The organism is Povalibacter sp., from assembly GCF_036520495.1.
GTDB lineage: Bacteria > Pseudomonadota > Gammaproteobacteria > Steroidobacterales > Steroidobacteraceae > Steroidobacter.
In genome coordinates this window covers 13,686-32,336 of record NZ_DATDJO010000015.1, presented here as the reverse complement: position 1 = coordinate 32,336, position 18,651 = coordinate 13,686, and the positions used below count along the sequence as shown (strand labels likewise).

Below are 18,651 nucleotides of genomic sequence, written 5' to 3'. Positions count from 1 at the left end.
CGGAGCCGGATCGGCAGAAGTTGCAATACAGCTGCCTTGCGACCGTATCTCTTCAGGTCTTCTGCCACTGCGTCGGCGCCACGCCGAACTCGTTCTTGAACCAGCGTGTGAATGATGTCTGTGTGGAGTAGCCGAGCAACTCGGTCACGTGGCCGAGCGAGTGCTGGCCGCTTTCGATGTAGCGCACTGCCAGCTCACGCCGCACGGTGTTCACGAGATCCGAAAAGGTGACGCCGCGCTCCTCGAGCTGACGCTGCAGCGTGCGCACGTTCATCGCGAGACTCTGCGCCACCTGCTCGACCGTCGCCCGTCCCATCGGCAGGAGCAGGTAGATCGCCTCGTGTACTTCCGCCTCGATCGTCCTGTCGCTGGCCTTCGGTAATGTCTGCAGAAGTTGCTCTGCGTAGCGCGCCAATGCCGGGTTCGCGGCGGAGCAGGGATAGTCGAGATCCGCGGCGCTGCAGACGAAGCCGTTGTACTCGCTGCCGAACTCGAGCTTGCAGCGGAACAGGCGGCGATGCAGCTGCAGGTCTTCCGGAGCATCATGCAGGAAGAGCACGCGCTCGGGCTGCCAGTGACTTCCCAGAAGCGCGCTGCCTGCTCGCGCCAATACACCCAGCGCCAGCTCTGTCGCCTGCCTCGAGTAGGTGGGCAGATCCGTCACGATCTCCTGGCGAATGATGACGTGCTTGCCTGCGTCGCTCATGTGCAGAGTGAGCGCCTCGTTGAGCAGGTGCCGATAGTTGATGAGCGCGAGCAGCACCTCGCGCAGCGTCGGCTGATGCGTGACGAGCAGTCCGACGGCGCCGAAATCGGCGATCTGCCGCGTCTCCGCCATGCGCAAGCCGAAGGTCGGGCATTCAGCGATTCGTGCCGATTCCTCCAGCAGCATCACCGCTGCGCTGGCGGGAATCCTGTGGTCCGGATTGGTCAGGATCGTCCGGTTGAGGCCGACCTCGCTCAGGAGGCTCAGCGGATTCAGGCCGACCTGCTGGGCCACGTCGAAGTAGTTCGTGAGCGCGGCAGCGCGGACCATGCGGATCATTGGATGTCGTATCGCAGGTGCGGCAAAGGGGCATGGAGCCGGAACGACTCTAGTCCTCGTGTCGTGAAATGAAAAGCTCCTGTCATCCCGTGGACAGTACGGATATGCGCAGGATCTCTACGCTTTGCGTCCGGGCCTGACGCCGTGGATGTCACAACAAACGATGAGAGGAAATGCGGTCCACTTGCCGGACGCACTACAGTCTCGCGCACGGCTTCAGGTTCCACCAATCGCCAGAGGTTCATCTGGCGCGTCGTCTCACGCGGCATCAGGCGCCGTTGGGGGTTTTCGATGAAGACATCGTATTCGCTGCTCGCTCTCGCCGTCGCAACCATGCTCGGTTCGCAGCAGACGCGCGCCCAGTCCGCACCGGCGGACACCGCCACTGTCGCGCTCGAAGAAATCCAGGTCATTGCCCGCAAGACATCCGAGCCGATTCAGGATGTGCCGATGGCCATCTCCGCCGTCACTGCGGAACAGGTCCAGACGGCCGGAATCCGCGATGTCGCGGACCTGACCGTTCTCGTGCCATCGCTGGTCGTGACGACCAACTCGAATCCTTTCAATACCAGCTATCGCATTCGCCGCATCGGCAATGAAGGCAACATTCCTGACTTCGAGCCCGATACGGGCCTGTTCATCGATGGCGCGTATCGTTCCCGTTCCGGTCTCGGACTCGGAGACCTTGCCGACATCGAGCAGATCGAAGTGCTGCGCGGACCGCAATCCACCCTGTATGGCCGCAACGTGACTGCCGGTGCAATCAGTGTCCGCACCGCGCTGCCGAGCCAGACCGTCGGTGCGATGGGCGAAGTCACCTCCGGCAACGACGGCCTGTTGGGCATCCGCAGCTACGTCACGGGCGGTCTGACCGACACGCTGTCTGCCCGGCTCAGCGTGACCGGATCGCGTCGTGACGCGATTGCCGAAAATCTGATCGGTGCGAACAGTGATGACTTGAATCAGTACGCCGTGCGCGGCCAGTTGCTGTTCGAGCCCGCCGATGCGTGGCAGATCCGCCTGATCGGCTCGCACGTCGAGCGCGATATGAAGCCCGCGCTGGCGGACATGTACTACGGTCCCGCCGTCGCCGCGCTGGTCAACGCCACCGTCGCGAATCCCACCGGGATTGGTGCTGCCGACGGCCCGGGCCTGGCCGATGGCATCATCAACACGAACGCCCAGCCGATCCTCGACAACGATCCCCTGAACCGCCGTGTACAGGCGCTCGCGCCGCTCGAGTTCGAGCAGAAGTCCGACGAAGCGATTGCGTCGATCGAGTTCGCGGCCGATGCGTTCACGCTTACTTCGCTTACGAGCTACGACGTCTACGACATCACTCAGCGCTGGAACGACGCGGGCCAGACCGGGCTCGATCTGGTGAATTATCGCGATTTCCAGACCGGCGAAACGTTCAGCCAGGAACTGCGGATCAATTCCCGTTCGGGCGGCCGCTTCACCTGGCTCGGCGGACTCTACTTCTACGACAATCATTTCCAGCGCGGCGACGAGGATCGTCATGAATTCACGCTGGGCCAGGCCATCGACGAACTGGGCGTTGCCGCTGGCATCGCCTCGCCGACGCTGCCGAACGTGCCGGTCTTCGGGTTGCCGGGTGATACGGGCGACTTCTACGAAATCTCCGATAGCAAGAGCTATGGCGCTTTCGCGCAAAGCTCCGTCGATGTGACGGATCGTCTGGCGGTCACGCTTGGCCTGCGCTACTCGTTGGAAGAAAAGGACGTTTCGCTGACGAACACGCCGTTCACTTCCGCCCCTGGACCGCTTGCCGGACTGTCTCTTCCCGTGCGTCTGCTGACTCCTGCCGCTGCTTCGTTCTCACTCGATGACGATTGGGATGCGGTGACCGGCACCTTCAACACCGTGTATCGCTTCACGCCGGACGCGATGGCATACGCCACCGTGGCGACCGGATTCAAGGGCGGCGGCTACAACGGCGGCTTCGGCAATACGCCGCTGGCACGACGTCCGTTCGATTCCGAAGACGTCATCAGCTACGAGGTTGGCGCCAAGACGCAGTGGGGCGGTCGGGTGCGGTTGAATGCCGCGGCGTTCCTCGCGGACTACGACGATTTCCAGTCGGCCTCGTTCATCGGTCTGCAGTTCCTGGTCAACAACGCCGAGAAGGTTCGCGTGCAGGGATTGGAAGCGGACATGACCGCGCGTCTCACGGCTGGGTTGACGCTGGATATGTCGGCGACTTACGCCGAGGCAACGTACGAACAGTACACGCAGGGATCGTGCTACTCGGGCCGCGCGCCGGATGATCCCACCACGGGTGGTTGCGATCTCTCGGGCGAGACGTTGCCGTTCGCACCGAAGCTGACCGCAACCGCGGGCCTCACATGGGAGCACGATATCGGTCCGGGCAGCGTGTTCTCGCGTCTGGACGGCAGTTGGGTCGGCGATCAGAACGTGACCTCGGAACTGGATCCGAATCACGGTGAACAGGATGGCTACGCGATTGCGAATCTGCGGCTCGGCTGGCGGCAGGGCGCGTGGGAAGTGTCGACCTGGGTGCGCAATCTCACGGACGAGACCTACATCACGCAGACCGCACAGTCGAATCTGTTCGCGACTCTGGCGGATGGCACCTATCAGAACTACCTGGGTGCCGAGCGTTCATACGGCATCACCGTTCAGGCGAAGTACTGATCCAGAAGCCTTCGGGTCCGGTGCAACGCCGGGTCCGAAGGAGATCCAGCGACCGTACTCGCTCGCGTACGGCCGCAACTCTTCGTTGACCATCGAGTGGATCCATGGTGGAAATCAATCCCGTTGTCCACGGCCAGATGATGGCCATCCCGTTGACGCTCGCCAGCGTCATGCGGCACGCAGAACGCGTGTGTCCGGACAGTCGCATCGTCTCCATCACGGCAGATAACTCGCGTCATCGCTACACCCTGCGGGAAGCATTTCAGCGCGTGCGCAGGCTCGCCAACGTACTGCACAATCTTGGGCTGCCGTCGGGGACACGTGTCGGGACGCTCGCCTGGAACGACCATCGGCATCTGGAGGCGTACTACGCGATCTCCTGCTCGGGATACGTCTGCCACACCATCAATCCGCGGCTGTTCCCCGCGCAGATCGAATACATCGCGAATCACGCGAGGGATCGTGTCCTGCTGGTCGATCCTGCGTTCGTGCCGCTGGTCGAGAAGCTTGCACCCGAACTGCGCACAGTGGACCACTTCATCGCACTGACCGGCGACCGGTCGGTGCTCGACGGCACGACGCTGCGATGGCTCTGTTATGAAGATCTGCTCGCGGCGGCTTCGCCCGAATTTTCATTTCCGGATCTGGACGAGGATGCCGCCTGTGCGCTCGCCTATACCTCCGGGACGACGGGAGCGCCGAAGGGCGTTCTCTACAGCCATCGCTCGACGGTTCTGCACACGTACGCCGTGACGATGCCGACGGCGTTCGCACTGTCGCCGCGCGACGTCGTCCTGGCCGTCGTGCCCATGTTCCATGTCAATGCCTGGTCGTTGCCCTATGCGGTTCCGGCATCCGGCGCGACACTGGTGCTTCCCGGTTCGAAGATGGGCGATGCCGCAATACTGGCGACGCTCATCAACGAGGAACGCGTGACTTGCGCTGCCGGCGTCCCCACGGTGTGGATCAATCTGCTCGCGTACCTGCGCACGAAGCGGCTCGGCGTTCCGAGCCTCGAACGCGTCATCGTCGGAGGCTCGGCCTGCTCGCGCGCGCTGCTCGAAGCTTTCGAGAACGAACACGACGTGGATGTTCTACACGCGTGGGGTATGACGGAGATGAGCCCGCTGGGCACCGTCAACACCGCACCTCGTTCGGCCGACATCGAGACCCGGCTCAAGCAGGGCAAGCCGATCTTCGGCATCGAACTGAAGATCATCGATGCCCACGGCCACGAACTTCCCTGGGACGGCGTCACGTCCGGATATCTGAAAGTTCGCGGGCCGTGGGTGTGTCGCGGCTACTTTCAGCACACAGATAGTCCTGCGCATTACGAACACGGATGGTTCGACACCGGCGACGTCGCAACGATCGACCGGGACGGCTACCTGCAGATCACCGACCGCGCCAAGGACATCATCAAGTCGGGCGGCGAATGGATCAGCTCGATCGATCTCGAGAATGCCGCACTGATGCATCCGCTGGTGCAGGAATCTGCGGTCATTGGCGTCCCGCATCCGAAATGGGATGAGCGGCCGGTGCTCTACGTCGTGAGCAAAGATGGCACGCGCGTCGACGAAGGCTCGTTGCGTCATTGCCTCGCCCGCCATATTGCCGATTGGTGGCTTCCTGAAACCATCGTCCAGGTCGACACGCTGCCGCATACAGCGACCGGAAAACTGGATAAGCGCGCCCTGCGTGAACAGCATGCCGCTGTCATGAAATGAACAGCCGCTGTCGCCCGGGGAGGTGGCCTGCCGGGCCACTCACGTTTATCTTCATCCATGGCAGCGGCGACCGCGGAGAGACTCATGGCCAGAGCAGTTCGTTTCCATGACATCGGCGGTCCTGAAGTGCTGCGCCTCGAAGAGGTCGAAGTCGGCGATCCGGGTCCGGGTCAGGTGCGCATCCGTCACGTGGCCGTCGGGCTCAACTTTGCCGATACCTATTTCCGCAGTGGCATTTATCCCGTGCCTCGTCCGAGCGGCATCGGCGTCGAAGCGTCCGGCACCGTCACGGCCATCGGCCACGACGTCGGCAACGTCGCTGTCGGCGATCGCGTCACCTACACCGGCTTCATCAACACGCTCGGCGCCTACAGCACCGAACGGTTGATTCCTGCGGCGCCGCTCATCCGGCTCCCCGACACCATCGCATTCGAAACGGCGGCGGCGATGACTATGCGAGGACTGACGGCGGCCTATCTGATGCGACGCATCCGCGATCACAAGCCCGGCGATACGGTGCTGCTGCACGCTGCAGCCGGCGGCGTCGGACTGATCGTGGCGCAATGGGCGAAACTGCTCGGCCTCACCGTGATCGGCACGGTGTCGACCGATGCCAAAGCCGACCTGGCGCGTGCCTACGGTTGTGAGCATACGGTGAACTACGCGCGCGAAGACGTCGCGAAGCGCGTACGCGAACTGACTGACGGCGTCGGCGTCGATGTCGTCTTCGACAGCGTCGGCAAGGACACCTTCACGGCCTCGCTCGATTCGCTCAAGCGTCGCGGCCTGCTCGTCAGCGTCGGGACGGCCTCGGGAACCATTCCGCCGTTTGATCCGCAGTTGCTCGCCATCAAGGGTTCGCTGTTCCTGACGCGGCCGGCGCTGGCGGACTACATCGCCGATCCGGTCGAAAAGGCAGCGCTCGCGCAGGAGCTGTTCGATCACGTCGGCAGCGGTCGTATCAAGATCGAGATCAATCAGCACTACGCGCTGGAGGATGCCGTGGCGGCGCATCGCGATCTGCAATCGCGCCGGACCACCGGGTCCTCCATTTTCGTCATCTAGCGATCCATGGAACTTTCTCGCCGAAGTGCCGCGCTCGATAGCGACATCGATGCGTCGCCGGTATCGCGCAGGTATGCGTGGGTCGTATTCGCGGTGACGTTCTGTCTGCTGTTGTCGGACTACATGTCCCGGCAGGTGCTGAACGTCGTGTTTCCGCATCTCAAGGCGCAGTGGCTGTTGTCCGACGCCCAGCTCGGGACGCTGAGCGGCATCGTCTCGCTCGCCGTCGGCGTGCTGGCGCTGCCACTGTCGCTGCTGGCCGATCGATGGGGGCGTATCCGCAGCCTGGTGCTGATGGCAGCCCTGTGGAGCCTGGCGACGCTGGGCTGCGCGATTGCGCAGGACTTCGGGCACATGTTCGTCGCGCGCTTCCTCGTCGGAGTCGGCGAGGCGGCCTATGGCAGCGTCGGCCTCGCGGTCGTCCTCACCGTGTTTCCAGCTCGCCTGCGCGCGACGATCACCGGGATGTTTCTCGCCGGCGGCATGATCGGTTCGGTCCTGGGGATTTCCGTCGGCGGCCTGCTCGCGCAACAGTTCGGGTGGCGCAGTGCCTTCGGCGGCATGGCGATGATCGGCATGCTGCTGACGATCTGTTATCCGCTCGTCGTCAGCGAGAGGCGCATTGCGCCGAAGGGCCCGAAAGGAACAGCGAGGGACCCGCGACCCAGGCTGCGCGAAATCGTCGGCAGCCGCTCCGTCATCTGCGCGTATCTCGGCAGCGGCGTGCAGGTATTCGTCAGTGGCGCGTTGCTCGCGTGGCTTCCCAGTTATCTGAACCGTTCCTATGGCATGCCGGTTGCGCAGTCTGGGCTGGTCGCTGCCGTGTTCGTGTTGAGCAGCGCCGCGGGGATGATGCTCTGCGGCAATCTCTGCGACCGGATCGGCCGCGATTCGCCGTCGGCGAAACTGTCGCTCGCCATTGCGTATTGCCTGATCTGCTTCGTGCTGCTGGCAATGGCCTTCCAATTGCCAGCCGGTATGCCGCAACTGATGCTGATCGGTATTGGCATGTTCTTCGGCGCCGGAACTGTCGGGCCCGCCGGTGCGATGGTCGCCAATCTGACGCCGGCGCCGATTCATGGAACCGCATTTGCCACGCTGTCGCTGGCCAACAATCTGCTGGGACTGGCGCCAGGGCCGATCGTGGTCGGCCTCCTTGCCGACGCCTACGACCTGACCACGGCGCTGCAGCTCGTGCCGCTCGTCTGTCTCGTATCCGCTTTCATCTTTGCTTGCGCGATGCGTTGCTACCGCGGGGATCTGCAGCACACCGCCATGCGCGTCGGCGTGGCATAGGTCCCATGGTTCCGGCAACACTCTCGATGTTCCGCGATGCCATCGCTGTGCTGCAGGAGCGTGGTCGCGTATTGCTGCCGGGGCTGACTGTGACGGTGGTCGTTGCCGCGGCGGCGACGTTCCTCGCCGAGCACTACCACGCGCCACTGATGTTGTTCGCGTTGTTGCTGGGCATTGCGATGAACTTCCTTTCTGGAGAGACGCGCAGCGCCGCAGGCATCGACGTCTCTTCACGCGCCATCCTGCGTATCGGCGTCGCGCTGCTCGGTATCCGCGTGACGTTCGATCAGATCGCGCAGCTGGGGTGGCAGCCGCCGGTCATCGTCATCGTCTCGCTCATCGTCACGATTCTGGTGTCGGCACTGCTGGCGCGATGGCTGCGTTTCAACACGTTGTTCGGCTTCCTGACCGGCGCAGCCACCGCCATCTGCGGCGCATCAGCCGCGCTGGCTCTGGCTGCAGCGCTTCCGGCGCATCCTGCCAAGGAGAAGGCGACGACCTTCACGGTGATCGGCGTTTCCGCACTGTCGACGCTGGCCATGATCGCGTACCCGCTGATCGCTCATTTGCTCGGTCTGTCGCCGGCAGCGGCCGGCGTATTCATCGGCGGCACCATTCACGACGTTGCACAAGTCGTCGGCGCTGGCTACAGCATGTCGCAACAGACCGGAGATGTGGCCACCGTCGTCAAACTCATGCGCGTTGCGATGCTGCTGCCGGTGATCGTTTGTGCCGCCATGATCACGCGCGCACGGGGTGATGGGGGAGGGGCCCGGCCGCCGCTGCTGCCCTGGTTTGCCGTGGGATTCGTGATCCTCGCTGCGATCAACAGCATCGGGTGGATCGGTCCGGCAGTACGGGATGCCGGAAGCGACGTTTCCCGCTGGTGCCTGGCGATCGCCATGAGTGCGATCGGCATGAAGACTCAGTTGCGAGAGCTTGCCGCCGTCGGCTTGAAACCCGTGATCCTGATGATGATCGAGACCGTGCTGCTGGCGGGTCTCGTGCTCGGACTGTCTCACTGGCTGGGGTGAAGCGACGGCGCCGATTCATGCATATGCTCGCTCACGCCAGCCGATCGAATCGTGCGATGAGTTCCTCCGCCTGCGGCCATTCGCCGAATCCTGCCGCCGGATTCAAATGCCCGACGGCGCCGAGGTGCACGCATTCGCTGCCCCAGTCGCGTGCGAATTGTTCGACGCGCGACTGCTCCGCCAGAGGATCGTTGCTGCTTACCGCGACAAGGCTGCGGAACGGCAGCTTCGAACGCGGCACCGGCAGCCACCTGTCGTTTCGCAATTCCTCGACTGAGGGATAGCCCGCGGGCAACGGCGTTTCCAGGTCAGCGGGCGCCGCCAGTAATGCGCCGACAATGCCGATACGATGATATTTCTGCGCCCAGTGAACGAACGAGATCACGCCGCCGCTGTGCGCTATCACGATGACAGGGCCCTGAAGAAATTCGAGCGATTGCTGGATCCCGTCGATTCGCTTCTCGCAACTCAGGTTCTCGCGACCGAGCGGCGGCACGGAGCACACGAGACGTTGCGGCGCCAGTTTCCGGGCGAGCAAGGTCTGCCAGTGATCTGCGACGTGATCCCGCAGCCCGGGAACGATCAACAGCGGTACAGGGGATGACATCGGACCTCGCTGGCCGAGAGTAGCCGCCGCGAGCTCTCGGCCGATCAGATCGGAATCAGATCGCGACTCTGCGCGGGACTGCGGCCGGGCGAACCGGCGCACTGGCGTACTGGGTGAATCCACGCTGGTCAGGCTTGCGGTTGGGCGCGAAGCCGTTGGCGGCCAGCGTCTCGTCCGCAGTCTGGTAGAACGTGCCGATGCGATAGATTTCACGCGCCTGCTGGGCGGTGGCGATCTCGCGTCCGCACTCGCGCGAGATGCGCACGAGTTGTTCTATCTGTTCGACCGAGGTCATCTTGCGGTCGCGCCGCTGGGTCCACAGGTTGTCTTCGATGCCGCAACGCACGTGCAGACCCATGGCGATTGCCATCATGTTGAGCGGCAGCACGTTCAGCATCGAGGTCTCGAGCGTGAGCACGGAGCCGTCCGGGCAGGCCCGCACGAAGTTGGCGAGGTTGTAGATGTTGGGCGCATCGAAGCCGCCGCCGATGGCCACCCACGTGAGGATCAACGGCACGTTCGCCGTGCCGCGGCGCATCATGCGCTCCACTGTCTCGAGCTGCGTGATGTTGGCGAGCTGGAAGTGGGTCTGAATGCCATTTGCGCAGAGACGGCGAATGTGCTCTTCGACCCACTGGGGACCGGCGGGAATCGTCATCTCGCGATAGGCGCGATACAGCGCCGGTTCACCGATCGAGGTTCCGGCGAGATCGGCGGGCACCATCTGCTCGACGATGTTCATCTGGTTCGTGTTGATCGCGATCGTCACCTGGTCCGGCGTCGGCTGCAGTTCGGCGAGCATGTGGCGCGTGTCGTCCGACTGCCATTTTGCAGCCTCGCCATCGCTCTCGGGCGCGAAGGAGATCGAACCACCGACCTGCAGGATGAGATCGGGAGCTCGCGCGCGAATGCCGGCCAGCAGTTCGTTGAACTTCGACAGGCGCTTCGAGCCCTTGCCGTCGAGTTCGCGCACGTGCAGGTGCAGAACCGTCGCACCGGCGTTGTAACAATCCACGGCCTTCTGGATCTGCTGCTCCATCGTCACGGGAATGTCCTCCGGGAAGTCGGCAGGCATCCACTCCGGTCCATACGGCGCAACCGTGATGACAAGGTTTTGCTGGTTCTCGGGAAAGAGTGATCCATCGAGGAAATTCATGCGGTGTTTCCTTCTGGTCTGAACTCAATAGGGCTTGTCGCCGACGATGCCGGCGCGTTCCATCTTCCGATGGCACGGTGCGTAATCCATGACCGCGTAGTGCTGCGTACTGCGGTTGTCCCAGATCGCCACGCTGTTCGGCTGCCAGCGCCAGCGCACCTGGTATTCGGGGATGAATGCCTGGCTGACCAGATAGCGCAGCAGGTCGGCCGCGCCGGGGTTGGCGTCCTGTCCGTAACGGACGTTGGCCGGCGTGTGGTAGTTGGTGAGGTGGGTCGTGAATGCATTCACGAACAGAATCTTCTCGCCAGTCTCCGGATGAGTGCGCACGACCGGGTGCTCGGCATCCGGGTACTGTGCCTTCAGGGCCAGGCGCTTCTCGATGGGTAGCGCCGCACCGAAGGAGGCTTCGATGCTGTGGCGTGCACGCAGTGTCGCGATCTTCGCCTTGATGTCCTCAGGAAGCCGCTCGTAAGCGAGCGCCATGTTCGCCCACATGGTGTCGCCGCCGACCGGCGGGCACTCGACACATCGCAGTACGCAGCCCATCGGCGGTTCTTCGCGCCACGTCGCGTCCGTGTGCCAGGCATTCTCGTAGCGATCGACCGGCGTTTCCGGATTCTTGTATATCTGCACCAGGCCGGGGAAGTCGGGATGACTGGGTGCGACCGGGTGATTCTCGAGCTTGCCGAACTGCGACGCGACGTCGACGTGCTCGCTTCGCGAAAAGCGCTGGTCGCGCAGGAAGAGCACACGGTAGCGCAGCAACGCCGCTTTGATCTCACCAAACAGGCCAGCGTCGTAGGCCGCGTCAGCGAGATTGACGCCGGCCAGTTCGGCACCGATGGCGCAGGTGAGTGGCTCGATTCGCATGCAGTGCAATCTTCCCGACGATGGAAGAACCCGGACGCCGGCAGGCAAATCAACGCCTTTCCAGCGGTCTCGACGTTAGTGGATGTCGTCGATTGCGCGGGTAGCAAAAAGCGACACGCGCTGCGCATTTGGTGACACCCCGTCATTGGTCAGGTCCCGGTCGCAAAGCACCAGGAGCTGGACAATGCATCGAGGCAGCACACAGCGGGTTCAGCGTGTGGATGAAGCCTTCCGCCGGGGCGATGTGCCGGGACCATGCTCGGGGCGGCTGCGCTGATGCAGTCCGAGGAGATCGCTGCCGCCATCACGCTCGATCGGCCCGAGGACAGATCCCCCGACTGTAAAGCCCCTGCCGTTCTGTCGAGTCAGCTCAGCAGCGGGTGACCCTTCGGCAGCTGCCTGGAATACCAGATGGCCAGCTTGTGTCGCATGCTCGCTTCGCTCACCTGGTCTTCCGGCAACGGCTGGATGATCTTGTCGTGAACGAGCAAACGATAAATGTACCGAAGCTTCTCGCTGGCGGAGTCCGTGGGCTCGAACTCCACCGCCTTGCGACCTTCGGCGTACGCCACGCCGGCGATGAGGGCTCCCTTGAATAGTTCCGCTTCGTGCTTCAGCTTCTTCATGAGAGAGCCCTCCTGCGTCGCCTCACGTACCGAGAAAGTCCTTCTTTCCGACTTCGATGCCGTTGTGACGAAGAATGTTGTACGCCGTAGTCACATGAAAATGGACGTTGGGCAGCAGGTGGTTGAACAGATAAGGCTGCCCCTGCATCGACTTCGTGCTGCTGCGGCTCTGCCATGAAATCGTCCGGTCCTCGCTGCCATCGATCTGTGTCGACTGCAGTGTTTCCAGAAACTTCACCGTGTTGTGAATGCGCGCCGCGAGAGCGGCAAATGTCGTCTCGTTATCCTCGTAAGCAGGAAATTCGACGCCGGCCAGTCGCGCAGCACCGCTGCGAGCCGTGTCGGTTGCAATCTGAACCTGTCGCACCAGCGGAAACATGTCGGGAAAGAGCCGGCTGTTCAGCAGAACGGCCTCGTCGATCTTGTGTGCCTTCGCATGCGCGGCGCCCTTCTCGAGAATTCCTGCGAGATTGTTCAGTGCGCGAATAAACACAGGCACGGAAGCCTGGAACATCGAGATAGTCATGAGCACTCCTGGAAACGGAAAACAAGTCACGGGCAAACCCGCAGAACAAGGGCGCACTTTAACAGTTCGGGCCGGAGCATTCGCGGAGACGTGGACAGGCTCAGAAGGACATACACCGACAGGTTCTATCGCCCGGACACACAGCGGGCAGCGCTTCGTAGGATGACGCCGCTGCAGTCACCAGTTGCGGGGTTTCTTGCGCAGCATATCGGCGCATGTATGGGTGCGATCGCACTGCGCACAAACCGCCTGGCCGCAGAACTCGCAAAAATCCCAGCTCCGCTGTTGATCCTGCTCGAGCAGCGGAGTCTCGCAATCGACGCACCAGTGCGGCTCCGTCGGGCTGGTGTCATCAGTGGGTTCTTCTTCGTCCTGCATGGCGTGCGATGTCGTGTTGAGAGAGGGGAGACCGAGGGGTGACAGTGAGCTGCGAGCGTGCTGACTCAGTTGTTCACGCTGAAATCAACTGCAGATGCGCAAACTTCCTGCAACAGCAGCGTAACAGTCCGTCCCCAGAGTACCGGCTTTTGAAGCCGATCTCACGGGACCAAAATGAAGAAGTACCTGCCTCGCCCTTTCACTACGGCTATCGCTCTTGCCATGGGCCAGTCGATCGCTCTGCAAGTCGCCATGGCCGATGCTGCGGACGGTGTCGAACCCACTACGCTTGCGGAGGTGATCGTCACCGGCTCGCGCATCGCGCGTCCGGATCTGGAGAACCCGATGCCGGTGAGCGTCTTGCGAATGGAGGATGCGGAGCGCTTCGGTCATACCGATCTCTACAGCGCGCTGGCCGAAATCCCGGGCATTGGCGTAGGCAATAGCCTCCTGAGCAGTGCGACAGGGTTTGATTCCGGTGCAGCGTTCGTGAACCTGCGCAACCTCGGCACCAACCGTTCGCTGACGTTGATCGACGGCAAGCGCCGCGTATCCAGTTCGGCGCGCTCGTCCGCCGTGGACATCGGCACGATTCCGATGGGCATGATCGATCGCGTCGAAGTTGTCACGGGCGGCGCCGCTGCCGTGTATGGCGCCGATGCCGTCACCGGTGCAGTGAACATCATCACCAGGAAGGCGATCGACGAAACGACCGTGTCGGTAAAGACGGGCATGTCCGAGCGCAACGACGCCGGGGAATTCCAGGCCTCGATGTCCACCGGCTTCCGGTTTGGCGGCGAGCGTGGCCGCGTTGCGGTTGGCGCCACTTACACCAGGACCGATCCGCTCTTCATGTACGACCGCTACGACTGGCACTACCAGCCGTTTGTCCTGGCGAACCCGGCGAACACGGGCACCGCCGACGGTGTGTATGACAACGTCAACTTGCTCAACTACCGCCAGCACTATTACGCCTACGAGCCGAACTTCTGGTTGGCCGACGAGAAGACGCGCTACATGCTGGAGCAAGGCGGCTCCGTGCGTCCGATGGTGCACGACGTTCTTTACAGCAGCGGTCCGGCGCAATTTGCCACGGGCAATGGCGGCGACGGGCGCAATCTGACCGACATGAATCAGTACCGTGGCGGCGAGGAATCCCTGTCTGCGCTCGGCCGGGTGGACTTCGACCTCACCGACACGTTGAATCTGGCCGGCTATTTCAACGTCGCCAAGACCGACTACGACGGCGCGGGCACTTACTACCGCGATGACACCCGCACCACCTTCATGGGTGTGGGAGGCGCGAAGGCCTACCTGGACAATCCGTTCCTGCCGGATGCCATCCGCGCGATCATGGAAGACAAAGGTCTGACCAGCCTCAGTATCGATCGCACCTACGGCAACTTTCCGGTGCGCAACGAAGATCACCATCGCAAGACCTCGACCTTCGGCCTGGAGCTTTCCGGTGAATTCGCCGACGCCATCGAATGGAGCGCGTTCGCCCAGTACGGCAGGGTGACGGACCATGCCATCGAAGGAAATGTGCCGATCAAGTCGCGCTGGCTCGCCGCGCGCGATGTGATTACCGGCCCGAACGGCACACCGGTATGCCGCAGCGAAGCTGCGCGTGCGGACGGCTGCGTTCCACTCAACATCTTCAGCCAGATACCGGCGAGCGAGGCGTTGAAGAATTACGTGCTGGGGGACCGCGACGAATTCCGCACCACCACCCAGCAGTTGTTCGGTGCCGAGCTCAACGGATCGGCGTTCCAGTTGCTTGCTGGCCAGGTGAGTTACGCGGTCGGTGTCGAGTACCGCAAGGACACCCTGGAGAACGCAGATGACCCGTTGGCGCTTTCGGGCGAACTGGTCTATGGCGGCGGCCCCGGCGCACGTTCACAGCTGGATGTTTCCGCCGATGTGAAGGAAGTCTTCACCGAAGTGCTCGTACCGGTGCTTGCCGATGTCACCTTCGCCCGGCGCGTCAACCTGGAGCTGGCGTATCGTTATTCGGACTACAACACCGTGGGCGGGACCAATGCGTGGAAGGCCGGCGTGATCTGGGAACCGGTGCAGGGCTTCTCCGTGCGTGGCGTGCAGTCGCGCAGCGTGCGCACACCGAACTTCGGCGAACTCTACGAGCCGATCGTCACCAACACCACCCTCGGATCGATTTCGGATCCATGCATGGTCGAGGGCTACTACGCGACTGCGAATCGTGCGGAGAACTGCGCTGCGCTGGGCGTGCCGGCACCAGGCGTCGTGGATCCCAAGCTCGGCCCGCATGTCACCTCCGGTGGCAATCCGGACCTGGCGCCGGAAACTTCGGACAGTCTGACGGTCGGCTTCGTGTGGCAGCCGGGATTCCTGCCGAACTTCGACGTGACGGTGGACTACTGGGACATCGACATCGAGGACGTCATCTACCAGCTGAGCTACACGCAGATCCTGAATCTGTGTGTCGACCTGCCGAGCATCGATAACCCGTACTGCGCCGCGCAGGGACGCAATCTGACTCCGAATGTGCCGACAGCGGAACACGGTGTCGTGATGCCCGCGGGTGCCGCGCTGTGGGTGAAGGCGCAGCAGGGCAACATCTCGCGTCTGTATGCGAGCGGCGTCGACGTAAGCTTCCGCTACCTTGTCGATGTCGGCCCCGGCCGCCTCGGCTTCAAGCTCGGCGGCACCCGCCTGATTGAAGACGTCCTCGAAACCACGCCGGGTGTGACGGCCGGCAACCAGCAAAGGGACGGCGCTTACACCAATCCGAAAACGCGCGCCACGCTCACCACCACGTACGACCTCGGGAATCTCGGTCTCGCACTGAGTTCGCGCTACTGGGGCAAAGGCCTCGGCAACGTGCTGGCGCTGTCGGGCGAGCAGTACGAAGACAACACCGTGCCTTCTGTCACCTACCACGACTTGTCGGCGCGTTACACCTTCGGTGGTAACACGCTGAATTTCGCAGTGACCAACCTGTTCGACAAGCTGCCGCCGCAAATGGGCTTCGGCGAGCCGGGCATCTACTTCGGCGGTCAGGTGTACGACCTGGTCGGTCGCAACTACAGCCTGGGCTGGACGTACAGGTTCTAAGAGCACCACCCCCCAATGCCGCCGTGCTCCGCCGCGAGCACGGCGGCACTCATTGCTGCACAACTTCGATCAAGACCATTTTTCCGGATACCGCATGAAACACTTTCCATCGACACGACTCTGGCTGTCTGCCCTGGTGCTCCTTGCGTTCACCGCATCCATTCAGGCCGCGCAGCCGCAACGTGCCGTGCTGCTCATTTCCATTGACGGGTTGCACCCCAGCTATCTGATCGACGCGGAGAAACATGGCGTGAAAGCGCCCGTGTTGCGCGAGTTCGTATCGCAAGGCGCGTATGCAAGCGGCGTCGTCAACGTGACGCCGACAGTTACTTATCCCAACCATATCGCGCTGGTAACAGGCGTTTCGCCGCGCGAGCACGGCATCTACACCAACACCGTGTTCGACCCGGAAGGCGTCGAAAAAGGTGCATGGAACTGGTATGGCGCGCAGATCAAGTCGCCAACGCTGTGGGGTGCAGCCAAGGCCAGGGGCCTGACGACTGCGTCGGTGTTGTGGCCGGTGTCGGTGGCGCATCCGTCCATCGACTACAACATGCCGGAATACTGGCGCGTCAAACAGCCGTCGGACAATTACCTGTTGAATGCAGTATCCACGCCGCGCGGCTTTCTCGAATCGATCGGGAATCTCGGTGCGATATTCGGCAGCGCATCCCACGAGGACGGTTCGGCGTTCGACGGGAAGCTGGCGGACATTGCGGTGGCGATGATAGAGAAGGCGCAGCCGCATTTTCTGACCGTCCACATCGTCGGGCTCGACAGCGTGCAACATGCGAACGGGCCACTGCCGACCAACAACGAATCCCGCGAAATGCTGGAAAAGCTCGATGCCTTGATTGGACGCATGATTGCTGCGCAACGCAAGGCACACCCGGATGCCGTCATCGCGATCGCCTCCGACCACGGATTCCTGCCGTTCAATGCCACGGTGAACCTGAATGCGGCGTTCGCCAAGGCCGGACTGATCGAGTTGGGCAGCGACGGCAAGCTCAAATCGTGGCAGGCGTATTCCTGGAATTCCGGCGGCAGCGCCTCGGTCGTGCTGAAGGACCCGAATGACAAGGTCACGCTCGAAGCGGTGAACCAGATCCTCACTGCACTGGCAGCCGATGCGAAGACGGGCATTGCGAGCGTATTGCGCGGCGCCGAGGCCGCTGCCGCAGGCGCGCCGCCACAGGCGTCATTCCTGGTGGATTGCAACTCCGGCTTCGCAATGGGCGAAGCGCTGACTGGAGAGGTGGTTCAGCCCAGGGCCGGGACCGCCGGCATGCACGGCTACCGCAACACGCACCCGGAAATGAACTCCGCGTTCTTCGTGATGGGGCCGGGCATCAAGGCCGGGAAGAATCTGGGGACGATCGACATCCGCCAGATCGCACCGACGCTGGCGCAGGAACTTGGTGTGCAGTTGCCGACGGCGACGATGCCGCCGTTGCCGCTGCGCTGATAAAGGTGGCCTCCGCGCCGGGCTCGCTTCCCCGGCCCGGCGCGGAGGAGACGGCGCATGTTCCCGTCGGGCACATGCGTCAACGCATCTGATAGCGGTGGAAGATGTGATCTTTCGCCTTCACTTTCACGTGGCACGCGTGGCCGCAGTCAGAGACGCCAGTGGCATCGGCCGTGAACGTGTCAGATGCGGCATCGTAGTCGAACAGCGCGTATCCCCATCCGCCGCTGTTCGGAAATCGCTTGCTGTCCTTCTCGATGACGAAAGCCTGCGTGAAGACATCGGGCACATCCACGACGAAGGGGGCTTCCGTACTTTTCTTTGGCTGCCACTGGAGCTTCACGATCCTGGAGCCCTCCGGAAACGGCTGACCGTTGCCCGGAACGCCGGCCTTGTACGCCTTGATCATGGTCGGATTGGCAACGATCACCTTGAGCACTTCGTCGGTCCGGGCAGAGGAGACCACTGCCCAGTCCTCGTACCCTTTGAAGTCGGAGAACGCGATTCCGCTCGGTGATTGCAGCGAGTATTTGTCCCGGGTGGCTTTGCGGCGGAGTCCGCTGCGAGGGCGATCGTGGCGCTCAGAACGATGCAGCTGCTCAACACAGCCGCGTACTTCAAAACGACCTGCATGATGGGCTCCCTATCGCGATGGTTGGAATTCGCAGCGCCTCGAAGCACTCCACAAGAAGGCGCCACGCGCACGGCCGCGGCAGTGTGGAAATCTCTGTTGGTATGTCCATACGTGAAAGGGGCATGACCCGCGTCTGATCCATGGAGGGATGGCGGTGTCCGGCGCGGAGAAGGCGCGCGATCCCGGGGCCTCGCTGCGGTCACCGCCTGCGCGGGGCAGTGACCGCAGGGAACCGCGTGGGGAACCTACAGAAGAACCGGAAAAAACAGCTCAAGTAAGTGCCATTGACCTCAAGGGACCTCTGATCAATTCGTCCCCCAGCGCAGGCGGCCCGTGGGGTTTGCTTTGGTCCGAGCCATCTTGTTGACCGGATAGGTCCCCTCCCACGCGGGGATGACGAGTACTGGATTGATCAGACCTTCCTCAGGTGGGCGCGACATCGCTCTGCAT

15 protein-coding genes are annotated in these 18,651 nt (G+C 62.7%); 7 read left to right on the top strand and 8 right to left on the bottom strand.

Annotation, left to right across the window (positions count from 1 at the left end; all coding sequences use genetic code 11):
* Positions 1-52: 52 nt before the first annotated feature.
* Complete coding sequence (locus VIZ63_RS04425; protein ID WP_331608301.1) at positions 53-1,045, bottom strand: AraC family transcriptional regulator; 993 nt, start codon at positions 1,043-1,045, stop codon at positions 53-55.
* Positions 1,046-1,336: 291 nt separating this feature from the next.
* On the opposite strand from VIZ63_RS04425, the gene VIZ63_RS04420 reads away from it, so the two are divergent.
* The 5 genes from VIZ63_RS04420 to VIZ63_RS04400 all read left to right on the top strand — a co-directional run bounded on the left by VIZ63_RS04420 (position 1,337) and on the right by VIZ63_RS04400 (position 8,843).
* Complete coding sequence (locus VIZ63_RS04420; protein WP_331608300.1) at positions 1,337-3,721, top strand: TonB-dependent receptor; 2,385 nt, start codon at positions 1,337-1,339, stop codon at positions 3,719-3,721.
* A gap of 104 nt (positions 3,722-3,825) precedes the next feature.
* Positions 3,826-5,448, top strand: a complete 1,623-nt coding sequence (locus VIZ63_RS04415) for a long-chain fatty acid--CoA ligase (RefSeq protein WP_331608298.1) — start codon at positions 3,826-3,828, stop codon at positions 5,446-5,448.
* Between the two features lie 84 nt (positions 5,449-5,532).
* Complete coding sequence (locus tag VIZ63_RS04410) at positions 5,533-6,513, top strand: quinone oxidoreductase (protein ID WP_331608297.1); 981 nt, start codon at positions 5,533-5,535, stop codon at positions 6,511-6,513.
* A 6-nt stretch (positions 6,514-6,519) separates the two neighbouring features.
* Complete coding sequence (locus VIZ63_RS04405) at positions 6,520-7,809, top strand: MFS transporter (RefSeq protein WP_331608296.1); 1,290 nt, start codon at positions 6,520-6,522, stop codon at positions 7,807-7,809.
* Between the two features lie 26 nt (positions 7,810-7,835).
* Positions 7,836-8,843: a YeiH family protein gene (locus VIZ63_RS04400; protein WP_414703773.1), complete on the top strand. Its 1,008-nt coding sequence runs from the start codon at positions 7,836-7,838 to the stop codon at positions 8,841-8,843.
* A gap of 31 nt (positions 8,844-8,874) precedes the next feature.
* Here the strand turns inward: VIZ63_RS04400 and VIZ63_RS04395 are convergent, their stop codons facing one another.
* The 6 genes from VIZ63_RS04395 to VIZ63_RS04370 all read right to left on the bottom strand — a co-directional run bounded on the left by VIZ63_RS04395 (position 8,875) and on the right by VIZ63_RS04370 (position 13,009).
* Positions 8,875-9,450: an RBBP9/YdeN family alpha/beta hydrolase gene (locus VIZ63_RS04395; protein WP_331608294.1), complete on the bottom strand. Its 576-nt coding sequence runs from the start codon at positions 9,448-9,450 to the stop codon at positions 8,875-8,877.
* 55 nt (positions 9,451-9,505) lie between these two features.
* A complete protein-coding gene (locus VIZ63_RS04390) occupies positions 9,506-10,606 on the bottom strand; it encodes a 3-keto-5-aminohexanoate cleavage protein (protein ID WP_331608293.1) in 1,101 nt (366 codons plus the stop codon).
* A gap of 24 nt (positions 10,607-10,630) precedes the next feature.
* The gene (locus tag VIZ63_RS04385; RefSeq protein ID WP_331608292.1) at positions 10,631-11,479 is read right to left on the bottom strand and encodes a TauD/TfdA dioxygenase family protein; all 849 of its coding nucleotides are present in this window, start codon (positions 11,477-11,479) and stop codon (positions 10,631-10,633) included.
* Positions 11,480-11,844: 365 nt separating this feature from the next.
* Positions 11,845-12,105, bottom strand: a complete 261-nt coding sequence (locus VIZ63_RS04380; RefSeq protein ID WP_331608291.1) for a DUF5062 family protein — start codon at positions 12,103-12,105, stop codon at positions 11,845-11,847.
* Positions 12,106-12,127: 22 nt separating this feature from the next.
* Positions 12,128-12,631, bottom strand: coding sequence for a DUF1993 domain-containing protein (locus VIZ63_RS04375; RefSeq protein ID WP_331608290.1), 504 nt, complete (start codon positions 12,629-12,631; stop codon positions 12,128-12,130).
* 177 nt (positions 12,632-12,808) lie between these two features.
* Positions 12,809-13,009, bottom strand: coding sequence for a hypothetical protein (locus VIZ63_RS04370; RefSeq protein ID WP_331608289.1), 201 nt, complete (start codon positions 13,007-13,009; stop codon positions 12,809-12,811).
* Positions 13,010-13,183: 174 nt separating this feature from the next.
* Between VIZ63_RS04370 and VIZ63_RS04365 the strand changes: the two genes are divergently transcribed.
* Both VIZ63_RS04365 and VIZ63_RS04360 read left to right on the top strand, forming a co-directional pair.
* On the top strand, positions 13,184-16,102 hold the full coding sequence (locus tag VIZ63_RS04365; RefSeq protein ID WP_331608288.1) for a TonB-dependent receptor domain-containing protein: 2,919 nt from the start codon (positions 13,184-13,186) through the stop codon (positions 16,100-16,102).
* Positions 16,103-16,196: 94 nt separating this feature from the next.
* Positions 16,197-17,567, top strand: a complete 1,371-nt coding sequence (locus VIZ63_RS04360) for an ectonucleotide pyrophosphatase/phosphodiesterase (protein WP_331608287.1) — start codon at positions 16,197-16,199, stop codon at positions 17,565-17,567.
* 79 nt (positions 17,568-17,646) lie between these two features.
* Here VIZ63_RS04360 and VIZ63_RS04355 read toward each other — a convergent pair whose 3' ends face one another.
* Positions 17,647-18,072 carry a cytochrome P460 family protein gene (locus tag VIZ63_RS04355; RefSeq protein ID WP_331608380.1) on the bottom strand — a complete coding sequence of 142 codons (426 nt, stop codon included), beginning with the start codon at positions 18,070-18,072 and terminating at the stop codon, positions 17,647-17,649.
* Positions 18,073-18,651: the final 579 nt, after the last annotated feature.